General features: G+C 38.5%; 17 protein-coding genes and 3 riboswitches. Of the genes, 3 read left to right on the forward strand and 14 right to left on the reverse strand.

The genetic code is table 11. The annotated features are described in order from the left end of the window. The first annotated feature begins 113 nt into the window (after positions 1-113). Both MN086_RS09410 and MN086_RS09415 read left to right on the forward strand, forming a co-directional pair. Complete coding sequence (locus MN086_RS09410) at positions 114-1,088, forward strand: aminodeoxychorismate synthase component I (protein ID WP_248575755.1); 975 nt, start codon at positions 114-116, stop codon at positions 1,086-1,088. A 99-nt stretch (positions 1,089-1,187) separates the two neighbouring features. Next, complete coding sequence (locus MN086_RS09415; RefSeq protein ID WP_248575756.1) at positions 1,188-1,433, forward strand: hypothetical protein; 246 nt, start codon at positions 1,188-1,190, stop codon at positions 1,431-1,433. A 2-nt stretch (positions 1,434-1,435) separates the two neighbouring features. Here the strand turns inward: MN086_RS09415 and MN086_RS09420 are convergent, their stop codons facing one another. From MN086_RS09420 to MN086_RS09445, 6 genes are read right to left on the reverse strand one after another with little or no spacing between them, the layout of a single operon-like run. Beyond that, positions 1,436-1,903 carry a hypothetical protein gene (locus MN086_RS09420; RefSeq protein ID WP_248575757.1) on the reverse strand — a complete coding sequence of 156 codons (468 nt, stop codon included), beginning with the start codon at positions 1,901-1,903 and terminating at the stop codon, positions 1,436-1,438. Between the two features lie 37 nt (positions 1,904-1,940). Continuing rightward, positions 1,941-2,621: a rhomboid family intramembrane serine protease gene (locus MN086_RS09425; protein WP_248575758.1), complete on the reverse strand. Its 681-nt coding sequence runs from the start codon at positions 2,619-2,621 to the stop codon at positions 1,941-1,943. After that, positions 2,611-2,997, reverse strand: a complete 387-nt coding sequence (locus MN086_RS09430) for a hypothetical protein (protein WP_248575759.1) — start codon at positions 2,995-2,997, stop codon at positions 2,611-2,613. Before MN086_RS09430 ends, MN086_RS09425 begins: the two co-directional genes overlap by 11 nt. Positions 2,998-3,015: 18 nt before the next feature. Continuing rightward, entirely contained in the window at positions 3,016-3,228 is a 213-nt protein-coding gene (locus MN086_RS09435) for a PP0621 family protein (protein ID WP_248575760.1), read from the reverse strand. Next, positions 3,225-3,815: a 16S rRNA (guanine(527)-N(7))-methyltransferase RsmG gene (rsmG, locus tag MN086_RS09440; protein ID WP_248575761.1), complete on the reverse strand. Its 591-nt coding sequence runs from the start codon at positions 3,813-3,815 to the stop codon at positions 3,225-3,227. The genes MN086_RS09435 and rsmG overlap by 4 nt, the downstream gene beginning before the upstream one ends. Continuing rightward, the gene (locus MN086_RS09445; protein ID WP_248575762.1) at positions 3,812-4,090 is read right to left on the reverse strand and encodes a PqqD family protein; all 279 of its coding nucleotides are present in this window, start codon (positions 4,088-4,090) and stop codon (positions 3,812-3,814) included. Before MN086_RS09445 ends, rsmG begins: the two co-directional genes overlap by 4 nt. Positions 4,091-4,332: 242 nt before the next feature. Continuing rightward, positions 4,333-4,412: riboswitch (cyclic di-GMP riboswitch) on the forward strand. 68 nt (positions 4,413-4,480) lie between these two features. Continuing rightward, positions 4,481-4,560: riboswitch (cyclic di-GMP riboswitch) on the forward strand. Between the two features lie 192 nt (positions 4,561-4,752). Between MN086_RS09445 and MN086_RS09450 the strand changes: the two genes are divergently transcribed. Next, positions 4,753-5,895, forward strand: a complete 1,143-nt coding sequence (locus MN086_RS09450; protein WP_248575763.1) for a S8 family peptidase — start codon at positions 4,753-4,755, stop codon at positions 5,893-5,895. A 73-nt stretch (positions 5,896-5,968) separates the two neighbouring features. Here MN086_RS09450 and MN086_RS09455 read toward each other — a convergent pair whose 3' ends face one another. The 8 genes from MN086_RS09455 to ribA form a co-directional block, all read right to left on the reverse strand. Further along, the gene (locus MN086_RS09455; RefSeq protein WP_248575764.1) at positions 5,969-6,127 is read right to left on the reverse strand and encodes a hypothetical protein; all 159 of its coding nucleotides are present in this window, start codon (positions 6,125-6,127) and stop codon (positions 5,969-5,971) included. Further along, positions 6,121-8,013 (reverse strand): asparagine synthase-related protein, encoded by a 1,893-nt coding sequence (locus MN086_RS09460; RefSeq protein ID WP_248575765.1) that lies wholly within the window; start codon positions 8,011-8,013, stop codon positions 6,121-6,123. The genes MN086_RS09455 and MN086_RS09460 overlap by 7 nt, the downstream gene beginning before the upstream one ends. A gap of 26 nt (positions 8,014-8,039) precedes the next feature. Continuing rightward, on the reverse strand, positions 8,040-9,683 hold the full coding sequence (locus MN086_RS09465; protein WP_256465829.1) for an asparagine synthetase B: 1,644 nt from the start codon (positions 9,681-9,683) through the stop codon (positions 8,040-8,042). Positions 9,684-9,691: 8 nt separating this feature from the next. After that, positions 9,692-9,850 (reverse strand): hypothetical protein, encoded by a 159-nt coding sequence (locus MN086_RS09470; RefSeq protein ID WP_248575767.1) that lies wholly within the window; start codon positions 9,848-9,850, stop codon positions 9,692-9,694. Between the two features lie 130 nt (positions 9,851-9,980). Beyond that, positions 9,981-10,865, reverse strand: coding sequence for a hypothetical protein (locus MN086_RS09475; RefSeq protein ID WP_248575768.1), 885 nt, complete (start codon positions 10,863-10,865; stop codon positions 9,981-9,983). After that, positions 10,862-11,320, reverse strand: a complete 459-nt coding sequence (locus tag MN086_RS09480) for a lasso peptide biosynthesis B2 protein (RefSeq protein ID WP_248575769.1) — start codon at positions 11,318-11,320, stop codon at positions 10,862-10,864. Before MN086_RS09480 ends, MN086_RS09475 begins: the two co-directional genes overlap by 4 nt. Continuing rightward, positions 11,292-13,076: an ABC transporter ATP-binding protein gene (locus MN086_RS09485; protein ID WP_248575770.1), complete on the reverse strand. Its 1,785-nt coding sequence runs from the start codon at positions 13,074-13,076 to the stop codon at positions 11,292-11,294. Before MN086_RS09485 ends, MN086_RS09480 begins: the two co-directional genes overlap by 29 nt. 45 nt (positions 13,077-13,121) lie before the next feature. Further along, a riboswitch (cyclic di-GMP riboswitch) is annotated at positions 13,122-13,218 on the reverse strand. A 64-nt stretch (positions 13,219-13,282) separates the two neighbouring features. Then, entirely contained in the window at positions 13,283-13,864 is a 582-nt protein-coding gene (gene ribA, locus MN086_RS09490; RefSeq protein WP_248575771.1) for a GTP cyclohydrolase II, read from the reverse strand. Positions 13,865-13,953 lie beyond the last annotated feature (89 nt).

A 13,953-nucleotide genomic window follows, 5' to 3' on the forward strand; every position in this document is an offset into this window, starting at 1 on the left:
ATCGCTTCGCTTTTCTGGCACTAAATGCCGATACCCTCCGTCGCTAAAGCGTAAGTGGGGTACAAGTGGGGCGTTCGCCATGACCTTATTTAATGATAGTAAGGGAGTTCTTTATGATATGGTTTAATAAAGAAAATGGTTTTGAACAGATCAATACCCTCTCTCAACAACGTACCCCTTTTCTTTTTATTATCTCTTTTGACGGTGAGAAGATCTTTGCCAAACCCCTTGATGCATTGGATGATGACATTTTCTATAAACTGGAGGATTGGCGTAACTACCCTGTACAGAAACGTACCGAAACATTCACGTTCTCCAGATCTCCTGTTGATTTCAAAACGTACAAAAAAGCGCTTGATAACGTCCTAGAAGAGATACGTTCCGGCAATACCTATCTGCTTAATCTGACATTCAGAACACCTATAGAGAGCTCTTTCACCCTGAAAGAGATCTTCACCTATGCCAGAGCCAAGTTCAAACTCTATTTTAAAGATGAATTCATCTGTTTCTCTCCGGAACGTTTTGTGGAGATAGAAGGGAACACCATCGCCACCTATCCTATGAAGGGAACCATAGATGCCCACCTCCCCAATGCGCAAGAGAGCATTTTAGCAGACACCAAAGAGATGGCAGAACATGTGATGATCGTTGATCTTATGCGTAATGACCTGGGAATCATCGGTTCAGAGGTCAAAGTCGAGAAATTTCGTTATGTCGAAAAGATCAAAGCGGGCGAAAAAGAGCTCCTGCAGGTCAGTTCCAAGATCACGGCAACACTCGGGGCTGACTGGAGAGATCACTTAGGTACGCTTCTCAGCCAGATACTTCCCGCAGGCTCTATCTCGGGGACACCTAAAAAAAGTACGGTCAATATCATCCAGCATGTAGAGGATTTTGAAAGAGGATTTTATACAGGGGTCTTTGGGATTTTTGACGGAAAATCCCTGCGTTCAGGTGTAATGATACGTTTCATTGAAAAAGAAAATGACACGCTTTTCTACAAAAGCGGTGGAGGTATTACCATAGATTCTGATGCCAGAAGTGAATATGAGGAACTGATAGATAAGATCTATTTGCCATTACAATAAAAAACTGCTTTATGCTTCTTACTTGAGCGTTTCGAACGTTGTTTGCAATTTTCTCAAAAATTTTGTACACTCTTTTATAAAATTACAGCGAGGTGCATCATGTCTAAAATGTTTTCAAACATTCTCTTCTCTCTTATTTTACTGCTTTTAAATAGTGCGGTAGCAGACGAACATGAGACCAATGGTACCCAGCCGGAAGTCATTCAGGAGCAGCAGAAAGTAAAAGAGACCCCCAAAGTACAAGAGCCGAAAGAAGAACTTTCTGAAGCACAAAAAGAGGCTATCGCTGCCGAAGAGGCCGAATTGCGTGAAGCAGGAATGGAGCCAGAGCCCCTGCCTGAATAAAACTAACGACACCCCCTCACGGGTCTGTGTATCCATACATAGTCCGGGTCATCCTCTACTTTGGAGAAATAGAGCTTCCCTGACTCTCTCCACGGATCTATGATGATACCCTCTTTTATTTTTCCGCCTTTGGCTACCACGACCAGGGCATTATGTTCAAAAAAATATTCTCCCACATTTGCACCGATTAAATGGAACTCAAAAGAATCATAGTGCTTCTTGGACAAATAGAGATACAACGCATCACTCCAGTGATAACAGAGTCCTTTTTCACGAATACCCACAGTCACTAAAAAATTGTGAAACTGGGGAGGATAGGTCATTTCAAACGCTTCTGTCAATTGTGCAGTTTTGTGAAAAACATCTTTGGAAAGCTGCATGGCTTCATGTTGGGGAATAGTGCTATCCATTGACTGGAGAAGCAGTGAGAGATCTCTGATCTTGGTTTGTGACACGGAAGGTGCAGTCACTGCACATCCTACCAATAGGAGGGGAAGGATGAAGAATTTAAAATAGTATCTGAGCATAGTGATCAGGAAGGTAGGAGATAATGGCTAAAATAAGCAATACCATGGCACTGCTGTAACCCCATATCCATTTAGGATCTTTCGAAAGTACAAAGCCGCCTACAAGTCCTACAATAAGTCCTCCGATATGTGCACTCACATCAATGGAAGGGATAGAAAATCCTATCACAAGGTTGATCACAATGATGATACTAAAGTCCTTCATAAATGCTTTCGTATGTGAAGCGATCTTTTCTCTATGTGCCAGAAAAAATCCTGCCAGTGCGCCAAAAACACCAAAGATAGCGCCCGATGCACCCACCCCCACGGAGACCGGGTGTATATACAAAGAGACTAGTCCGCCAATGATCCCGGAGAAGAAGTAAATGCTTAGGTAAGACTTTATATCAAAGTACATCTCAGCACCACGGCCTACGAGATAAAGAGAGAACATATTCATCAGAAGATGGGTCATACCACCATGCAGGAACATGGCAGTCAGCAACCTCCACCACTCACCTTTAATCACGGTCAATGGACCGAACAGTGCACCCATATCCACTAGGACCTGCATATCCATATCACTCAAACTCTGGCTCAATAGTGCAGAGACAAGATAGACCACACTGCTGGATGCCAGCAGTATATAGGTAAGCGTATAACGTTGGATATCAGCCTTCATAGATCGCATCTGCGAAAATCACACCATCCACACCACCTCTGGCTATTTTACTAATCTCTTTTTCACTATGGATGAGCACGAGGATACGCGTGTCGAAAAGGTACTCATTCGCTATAGGCTGGATCATCAAAGCATGATCTTCTTCACAAATGATATATTTTGCGCCTAATGCATTCGCAAAAAGTGCATCTTCCAAATTATTGGCTACGACTGCAAAAGGTACATTGTTTTCTTGGCAATGCACTGCATAGGTATGAGAGTCAACTAAAGGTTCAAGTAAAATAATATCATCCGCCTGACTCTTCTCAATACCTTTGATAGAAAAAACTTTAAAAAAACGATTACTTTTTATCCATGGGTGTCCAATAATGATCATCTTTCTTCCTTTATAATTTTATGGTGCACACTCTTCAGAGCAGTAATACTTTCCGCCTACAATGATACTCTCTTTTACCGTTACATAGGTATGGCATGTAGCACATTCCACAAGTGTATCATCATCTAGCTTTTTCTCATGCGGGCTTTTCCCAAATGTCGGAAATTTTCCGCCAAAAAACTTGTAAATAAACACAGCGGCTATAGCAAAAATTAGTAATTTTAATATCATTCTTCACTCTTTATATAGAGGTAATTCCGTTGATTTTTTTGTACTATATCATATCTTAGCTGATGTTGTACATCTTCTATCTCATCAAATACACGTGACCCTTTGTAAAAAAGATATTCTGTCTCTGAATTGCTGACCTTGGAGGTCAGATCTAAAAGCAGTTTTGTGTTTGTCACAGCGCGTGAACTGATGAGATCAAACGCATCATGCTCCACGGTCTCAACCCTCTTTGCTTCTACAGTAACATTGTAAAGTTCCAAGTCTATAGCTGCATACTTTAAAAAAGAGACACGTTTTTTAAGTGGCTCGGCAAGTACCACCTTGGTATCAGGAAGTGCTATGGCAAGTACCAATCCTGGAAACCCTGCACCTGTGCCTACATCTAACAGTGTTTTTGGTTTTTTTATAAAAGTCAAAGGGTACAGTGAATCCACGATATTCACATAGATCGCATCTACACTCTTAGCCCCCGTAAGGTTGTGGATCTGGTTCCACTCATGCAAAAGCGAAGCAAAACGCTCCAGCTTTACGATGATCTCACTTGACAGTAGTATCCCTTCTTTATCTAAGTGTTGCGACAGATTCAATTCTCTTTTACCTCTACCAACCCACTCTCAACCAACTTTTCTACAAAATCAGAAAGATCTCTCTTCAATAACTCTTCTTCCACATCGTACTGTTCTAACAGTGCATTAAACACCTCTTGCAAAGTTCCATACTCCTGCATAGCCTGCCAGATAGCTGTACCCACTTCATCAAGCCCGAAGTAGTTTTCACTCTCCATATCCAGAAGTACCATTTCACCATCGACTTTTTGTGCGAAAACCGTCTCTGCAAATGTCACTTTTTGATTGAGGTTCATGTTATTTCTCTTATTTTTTATAAATTATAGCATTAATTTGAATATGGGAATAAGAATACTCGCTCTATAAATCAAATTTATCCTTTTTTGTATTGAACTTGCCACATTTAGATGGTTTCTTATAAAAAATAATGCTAGATTCATGTATATCATAAATATAATTTAAGATTTTAAGAGTCATTTAATCGGAAATATACAATAATGTGTAATGTTTATATAAAAACTAGCTCTTTTTAAATATTATTTTGTTGTGCCAAACTTGTTGTGAAGCAAGGACGGAAAGCCATGGGTCTTACACTAATAAGATTGCCAGGTTGCCAAATACTCATCTATGTATGCCCTCTTACTTCTCCATTAGTTTATCTATCAAATTTTATTTAATTCAAAATTATTTTGTTGTGCCAAACTTGCTGTGAAGCAAGGACGGAAAGCCATGGGTCTTACACTGTAAAGATCGCCAGGTTGCCTAAATAATGTACATTATTTTTAATAAAAAATATTCAAAAAATGGTTATTGTTTTTCTAATGACAAAACGGTAAAAGAAATATAAATTTACATTTTTTTTACTCATCTTTAATATGATACGCTTCGCAATCAAATGAGAATAACTATAACACTATATATTTGATGTTAAAAATAATTTATTATTAGGAGATATAATATGCAAAAAAACAAACTCTTTACCCTCTATGCAATCCTCTTGTCAATGTTGACTTTTAGCTCAGCTGTATTTGCATCACCTGCCGATAAAGCGCCACGTAAGATTGTCGTATTTCAAAAGGGATTTTCAGACATGGCAGCACAAATAGCTTTGATGAAAAAAAACGGTGCTATACCGATTAAACCGCTAAAGATCATCAACGGTATGGCCATTTACCTTCCAGCACAGGCACAAAGTGCACTTGAAGAACATTTAGGTGCTGAAATAGTACGTATTGATGAAGATATCATAGTGCATGGAACCGCTCCTGGCGGTGGAGAGCAGCCACTGCAAGATCTTCCATGGGGCGTCGACAGGATTGAAGCAGATATTGCCTGGGGAGATTCCAACGGTACCATGGTCAATGTTGCCATACTCGATACTGGGGCCAATCTTGATCATTTGGACCTGATCGACAATATCAAAGGGAACTATAATGCCCTCAGCTCAAGAAAAAGTGCTGAAGATGACCATGGACACGGAACCCACGTCACTGGTATCATCGGTGCAGTGAATAACACTATAGGTGTTGTTGGTGTAGGGCCGCAGATAAATCTCTACCCTGTGAAAGTACTGGATCGTAAAAACGAGGGATTCCTTTCTGATATTGTTGACGGATTACAATGGTGCATCAACAATGGCATGCAAGTGATCAATATGAGCTTTGGCTCTGATGTTACAAACCAATCATATCACGATGCATTCATCGCTGTCCATAATGCCGGCATAGTACAAGTTGCAGCTGCCGGAAATACCGGTGGGGCCATTCTCTACCCAGCCAAATATCCTGAAACGATCGCTGTATCATCCGTCGACCTAGCAGATCAGCTGGCTGCAAGTTCAGCAAGAGGTGCAGAGATCGATCTGGCGGCTCCCGGTGTAGGGATCAACTCAACCGCTATCGACGGATTGTATACAACCATGAGCGGAACCAGTATGGCAGCGCCTCATGTCACGGGGACAGTTGCACTGCTACTTGCTACAAATGGTACACTGACGCCAACTGAAGTCAAGACCAAACTAAAAAATACAGCGGAAGACTTAGGTTTACCTGCTGTCGAACAGGGAGCCGGTCTGGTTCGTGCCGATCTTGCTATCCAATAGGTATATCATAAATGTGGAGAAGGAAATCCTTCTCTACATGTGTACAGAAGGAAGAGCCCAATGCCCTGTAAAGCTATGAAGCTTGTCCTCCGGTTTTTCCTGATCCATCGGGATGCCCATTGTTTTCATTAAACTGGGTTATTCCACCCAATGTTTTATTTACTTCTAATTTGTTTATTGTAGGCTTATTCCATTTTTTGTGAAATCTGTTGGTCTCTAATTTTTTTAACACTTTTTATACCTTTTGCATGCCTCTATAGCTAATATTAAATTTGTAATTGTTGTAATCATACCATAATTAGATTTAGACACACTCTCTTTACAGGAGCCCATGTCAATATCACGAAAAATCGAATCTAACTTAAAATATTTATTTTCTTGGTCTGCCATCGTATAGGATTTCATCCATTTAATCTGAGCTTTCTGAGATATTACCATATATTTTTCTACTCTTTTAGGCTCATATTTTGTGTTTGACCAAATAATTTCTTTCGGCAACAATCCTTCGATTGCTCGTCTAAATAAAAATCGGTTTTTACCTTCTTGGCGAAAAATTTCTTCTGGTATACCTAGCGCAAATTCAACGATCCGTTTATCAAGCAGTGGATAACGATATTCTATTCTATCTGATACTCCTGATACATTCCACGACTCAACTCTGGTTTGAATTAAACCATCATTAAGTGCATTCAACATAGTATTGCGTACTCCAAAAGACGGTAACAACTTATCGTTAGAGCTGAGACCTTTAATTAATGTTTTCATAGACGGTTTAATATAATTTGATACCTTATTAAAGCTGCAGTAGGTTCCACTGTGTATACAGTAAAGCCAATCAGGGACAGAAGGTAGTATCACTTCCCTATAAAACCTTTTAATAAAACCCAAAATTGGATATCTTGATCTAAATCCTTCTAAACGCAGTGCTCTAAATGCTCTTTTAAATTCTCCTTTCCAAAAGAATCCTGCAATATACCCATAGCTGCTATTTGAGAGGAATTCGTCACCACCAGTTCCAGATAATATTACCCTAATATTTTGTTTGTTTGCATATTTCTGTATTTGATGTTCATACCAAAAAGCTATGCTGTCTCCCTGTGTTATATCTATGGTTTTGTACAATGCAAAAATATCTTCTTCTGACAGATCAATAGCTTGATGTTCGATATTCTCAAGTGACGCAATCTTCTTCGAGTTTCCCCATTCAAAATAGTCTATGTCAGCATCTTTATCCAAAACAGGTGTCCAATTGAACCCAGTTAATCTATCACCTCTTTCATGCAATTTTCGTGATGCCAATACAGCTATTGAAGAAGAATCAATACCTCCGCTCAGATGAGAGCCAATGGCGTAAACAGAACGTATACGGGCATTGACTGCCTCTTCCAATAGCTCTCTTGCATGCTTGATGTACTCATCCAAACTATCGTAACGGATTTTAGGGCATTCCTCTGCTCTCCAATAGATATTTTGCTGCTTTTTATCTATCCTTATCGTAATACTTGTTGCAGCATGCAACTTGTATATATTCTCATAGAAGGTCATATCCAAATCTGACAATAAAGTATGCTTCAGGTAATATGCCACTGCATCATCATTCAATACCTTTGCAATACCGACATGTGACAAAATACCTTTAATTTCATTTGAAAAGACAAACTTCTCATCATCCATATAATAATAAAATGGTTTTATACCTATATGATCCCGAGCACAAAACATCTGCTGTTTTTTTTCATCCCATATCGCAAAAGCGAAATCACCCAACAGATGCTTTGGACACGCTTCACCCCATTTCTCATAGGCAGAAAGAATAAAATCACTGTCTGTTATCTGATCTATTGGCCTATCTAATATTTCAAGCTTCTCGGCTAACTCTTCACGGTTGTCCAGCCTTGCATCCATTGTAATGACATGGGAATTTTTTCGATTTGGTAGGTGTTCCAGTTTTGATTCGGGTGTATTCCATAGCATAGTATGTCCAAGTGCGACAGGACCTTCTGACCAAACTCCATGATCATCAGGTTTCCAGTAACACATAGCCTCAAGCATGGTCTCAACGATCTTTTTATCTACAGGTTTTCCATCTCGATTAAAAATACCAAAAATACCACTCACATACACCCTTTATCATTTTGCTATCATCAATGTTTCAATGATGCTTCTTCAAAATTATACCGATACCAATATTCCATATTAATGATTGTCCAAAGAATGACAATATATTTAATCGTTTTATCTTCATACTCTTTTCTGTACTGATCAATAAGCGACTGTTCTATCAGCCCAAGTTTTACAATGTACGGCTCCTCAAGCAAAGCACCAAGATCAATGGCATCAATCTGCTGCATGATGAGTTCGGAAAATTCTGCCTTGTCTTTTCTATCTCTTATTTTATCAGGTAAGATCCCATCCATTGCTTTTCTTAAGATCCATTTGATGGTCCTTTGTTTATATTTCATCTCAGGTGGTAAAGAGAGTGCAAACTCTACCAGTTCAAGATCAAAATAAGGATGCCGGTACTCTATACCGAAATAATCCTCTGCAGCGTGAAAAAAATTCCCATCCATGATCATTGAATAAGCTGTTGAAGTTATCATATCCAAATCATTTTTATATATAGGGTTTGTGATTCTTAAACTTTGACTAAGATCTTTTATATCATTATCTTCTAGAAAAAATGGATTTGTATCTTTTCTTCCAAGTAATATTTTTATAAAACCAATAAGCTTTTTACCTAATAAAGGTCTCATGATATAAGCTTTAATCATTCCCCATGGCTTAGAATAAACCTTTAGCTCTTTATAGAGTGTAAAAAATTTAAAGCGTCTTAGCAGATCATATAGAACATACCGAGTTCCAGTAAAAAGATGATCTCCACCTTGTCCTGTAATGACGATTTTTTTTCCATCTTGTTTCATTTTTTTAAGCATCGGAAGCGCCATTGCAAATGTCAAAGTTATAGGCCAATTTGGGCTCATAGTATATAAGCGATCTAGTGAATATGCTTGCAAATAGTCTAGTTCACCTGTAGATATCTTCTGGTGATGCAAAGGGTATTTTTTCAAAATGCTATCAACATAAATCCCTTCATCGCATTTTAAACCTTTAAAATCCATAGAATAACTGTCTATCTTCGATGGAATGATGCTTTGACCGAGTAAAGAAACAACCGATGAAGAATCTAAACCGCCACTTACTTCAAAAGCAGTCTCTTCTAAATTATCAACACGGTTATTTACCGCTTTTGAAAAAAGTTCAGTAAGTTTTTTTGCAGCTTCATCTTCAGTAAGAGAATAATCGATCTTTATCTTTTCTGGATACCAATAACGTTCTATCTGCTCTTTACCATTTTCGATGATCATAGAATGACCTGGAGGAAGACGGTATACACCTTCATACATAGTAGCAGTATAGTCAACAGTACGATGATAAAGCATCGTTCTCATAGATTTTAAATTCGGTTTTTTAAGTACATGAGGAAAATTGAGAAGTTCATCTATATTTGAAGAAAACTTATACTCTCCATTTATCTTAGTAAAATAAAGTGATTTGACCCCCAAGGGATCACGGGCACAAAAATAGTGCTTTTTCTCAGAATCATATATAACAACTGCAAACTCGCCATCAAGGTTAGAGGTAAGAAGATTCCCCCATTTTTTATAGGCTAAACAAAGAAGTTTATCATCCAATGACTCAAATTGTTCCAAACTTAATTTATTTTTGAGAAACTCTGTATTAAACAGTTTTGTTTGGTTAAACAAAACTCTAAAAGTGGATGAAGACATTTAATATATTAACTGGCTAAAAAAGGGAAAGAGAAATCTAAACCTGCTTCAGATCCGCTCCCCTTAGTTAAATCATATACTTTTCCTATTTCTTTTAACTGAGGTTGTCTATAACTCTTTTTTTCATTGTATTTTTTAATGTTGTCATTCTTCTTTAAAATTAGCATATCTATCTCCCTAAAATATTCGTAACACTCAATCTATATAATACTTATAAAATTATCTCTTATCCTAAACTATATGAATTTGAAAAAAGATTATACTCTGTTATATTTAAATAATAACAATTGCTATCTTTTAATTTATTTCTTTATTATGTTTACAGATCATATCATGCACTTCTCCAAGCCGTTCCATATCCCATGGTACTTGCACCTGGAAAACTTTTATACTGTTTAACATGGATGAAAGGTACTTCAAACGTTTTGGTCTTAGATATGAGAACATATAGAGATAGTTAGGAAGAAGAGCATCAAACTTTGCAAAGCCTTTTATCTCTTCTATGGTGATATCAGCATCGCCTTTCACACCTTCAAGTGCATAAAAAGCATGAATAGGTTTAAAAAGTCTTGTAAACTTCTCAACACGATACCCCAACTCCTCAAATTTCCTGTAAGGTCTATGATACGGATGTGATCCTACAGCCATAAATTTGCCATTCTCTATAAAGGTTGGAACTTTGTCATCTGATATGAGTGTATGTCCCTGATTTATGAAGTAGTCGGTCATCGTCGATTTACCACCCATGGATGGTGCGATAAAGAAGATAGATTTCCCCTCTACTTCCACTCCTCCGGCATGAAGAAAATCATACATATTTTCCAATGTCATATATAGTGGTAAAAGAAGGTGAATCAACCAAAAGCTCAACATATCTGCATCACCTTTTTCATCCAGTCTATAGTAGATCGTACGTTCTCCGCCTCTCCAATAAAAACGAACTATATCCTTCACTTCATAACACCAAGGCTGTCCTGCCTCGCTACCATCAAATTCACGATCACTGTAAAGGTAAACTTTTCGTCCATGCGCCAAGTATAACGGAAAACCGCAAGTGATTGTACGTTTCAGTGTATCAGGTACTCTTGAAGAGAGTTCTACTTCATATCTTGAAGCTGTCTCATGAGATAGTTCTAAAGGAAAGTCGATATCACTTTTTATCTTGGTACCGTAGACTATCATTCTTTTCCCCAACCAAAAGTCGAAATCACCGTAAACTCTTCATGCCCTTTAGCACCAGTAAGTATGACATCCCCACACTGAGACCAGGCATGTGCTTTCATCGTCTCTTCCACATTTTTGTCTTTTGCTACTCCAAGATAAAAAAAACCCGGGATAGCACGTTTTTGCAGCATCTTTTGAGCAGCAAGTGACTGTACCAGGCAAGCACTCTCCCAAGGAGTATGTGCCGCTGCCCTGGTAACTGCATGCCCTACTAAAGTGGCAGTCTGCATCTCTTTATCATCCAGGGAAATCACCTTAACGTCATTTGGAAAATGTTCCAAAGAACGTGTCAGACGCTTAAAAGAGATGGTCAAAATCGCAGCACGCATGATACCAAGTATCATATAGGCTTCCAGGAACAGTTTCTTCTCTTCGCTTGTTAATTTAATAAATTGTTGTATTCTTCGCAGCATCTACACACTCAATTATATATCCTTTTTCAGAAAGTTCTTCATAACTTCCCTCTGCCTTTACATACCCATCATCAATCAAATAGATATGATCTGCTTGCTTGATCGTCGTAGTCCTATGTGCAATGATAATTGTCGTACGGTCTTTAAGAAACGATTCCAGTGTTTCATACAGATAATACTCTGTTTCATTATCCAGAGCGGATGTGGCTTCATCAAAGATAACGATTTTTGGATCTGAGAGTATCAATCTGGCTATGGCGAGTCTCTGACGCTGTCCCCCAGAGAGACGGATACCATTTTTACCGATATGTGTTTCCAGACCATTTTCCAGTTTAGAGACAAACTCTTCAAGTTGTGCAGCTTTCAGTGCTTCGTAGATCTCAGTATCACTCTTATCTTTTGAAAGCGTAAGATTCATACGGATCGTATCGTTAAAAAAGAGCGCCTCTTGTAACATCAGTGCCACATTCTCACGTACAACAGGTAAACCTATCTGTTCTATAGGAGTACCTCCATACAGTATCTCCCCAGCATGTGAAGGGTAAAACCCTACCATGATCTGGGCAATGGTTGTTTTACCACTTCCGCTTGGACCAATAAGTGCGATCTTCTCTCCCTCTTTCGCTTTTAGATTTATATTGTGCAGTACCTCTTTGCCATTGCCATAGGCAAAACATATCTCTTTTAATTCCACAGAAGTCGTTTTACTGCTCTCAAAAGGATTAGACAGGTGCGGGTAATGCGGTTCGTGTGAAAGAGTGAGTAATGTATTGATACGTTCAAGTGCCGGCTTAATACTTTGATAGGAGATGACCAATCCCATCAATTGTTGCATAGGAGAAACAAGGGTAGAGAGGTAAAAAAGAAAAGCTATCATCATTCCAATGGTTAAGTCTGAATATGCTACGGCAGCAATACCCAGTGCTCGAAAGATATCTACTACTGTATTGGTCAAAAGTGTAGATGAAGTTTGTGCAACAGAAGCTTTGTATCCATAATCAATTGATGCCGACTCAATCTCTTTTGCACGTCCCTGAAGAATACCAAAGAAACTTCTCTCCTGGTTGCTTACACGCACTTGTATAAAAAGTTCTAAGGTTTCATTGAGGAGTTCATGATACATTTCATAGGCTTTATATTGACGGCGAAGCAGTTCTCCTGTCTTACGTCCCAAAAGTCTAGAAAAAGCTAAGAAAAAAGGATTGAGTAAAAAAACAAACAATGCCAAGACCCAGTTCATCCAAAGCATGATCACAGCGATACCCAGCAGCATAAGAGAAGCACTCAAGAGTGTGGTAACTATCTGTCCGGCAAAACCACTGACACTCTCTACATCTTGCACACTCTTTGAAGCAATGCTCCCTGACTTCAGTGACTCATATTCTGAAAGTGAGACGCGTTCTAAATGATGTAAGATTCGATGTCGCAGTAGATAACTGATCTTTTGTGTAATCTTGGTTGCGTAGAAAGTTTTTTTATTATTAAAAAAGAATGCCAGAGATCTCAGTGCAAGTACCACTACAAGTATCACAGAAATATATAACCAAACTTCAGAATTATCAAAAATACTGGAAATGAACTCCGTAGTCTTCCCCGAATGTTCTAGTAGGACCTCGTCTATCAAAAGAGGCATCAGCATTGGAACAGGGAGTAACAGAAATGTTGCAGCGATTCCATATATGCTGGTACGCCAAAAATCACCTGTTTGCGCCTTGATCTGGCCATGGAGTGTTTTAAATGTATACTTACCTGTCATTTTAGCCTATGTTTAATTCTTTTAGTTTGTATATTTTACATTAAATTAGGCAACCTGGCAGTCTTCTTCTTGTCTAAAATTATAGCATCAAAGACCCATGGCTTTCTGACCCTGCCTCACGACAGGTGTAGCATTTATCTTATTAAGGTGTTGTGAGTATATCATAAAATTTTCAAAATATATGACACTTGAGATAAAGATAGAGGTTAAAGCAGATGCCCCATCTGATCTTTTTTGACTTGAAGATATCCTTCATTGTGAGGATTAGGCGTGATCTGGATAGGTAGACGTTCTACGATCTCTATGTCACCCAAGCTTTCTATTTTTTTAGGGTTATTGGTAAGAAGTTTTAGTTTTTTTATACCAAAATGATTTAAAATGAACTCAACCACTTCATAGGTACGTTCATCTGCCTTAAAGCCAAGCTGATGGTTTGCCTCTATAGTATTAAATCCTGCATCTTGAAGTGCATAGGCATTGACCTTGTTGAGCAGTCCTATATTCCGTCCCTCTTGACGATGGTAAATGATCATCCCGCCCTCTTTTGCAATGAGTTCGAGTGCATAATGCAGTTGTTCCCCGCAGTCGCATTTGACTGAACCGAATGCATCACCGGTCAGACATTCAGAGTGCACACGTACGATCGGCTCATCCGATAAGTTGTCTGTGAAAATGGCCAAATGCTCTTTACCTTCACCGTTTTTTATCATCTCTTTGAAGGCCTGTATCTTAAACGTACCGTATTTGGTTGGTAACGTAGCGATTTGTGATATATCTATAGTAATCATAATGAGATTATACTTTAAGAATGAACAATTAATAATTAATAATCCATAATTAGTGTAAAATACTTCAAAAGATATCGTAAGGTTAATGA

Origin of the sequence: Sulfurovum sp. XGS-02, assembly GCF_023213175.1 — a bacterium.
Taxonomy (GTDB): Bacteria; Campylobacterota; Campylobacteria; order Campylobacterales; family Sulfurovaceae; genus Sulfurovum.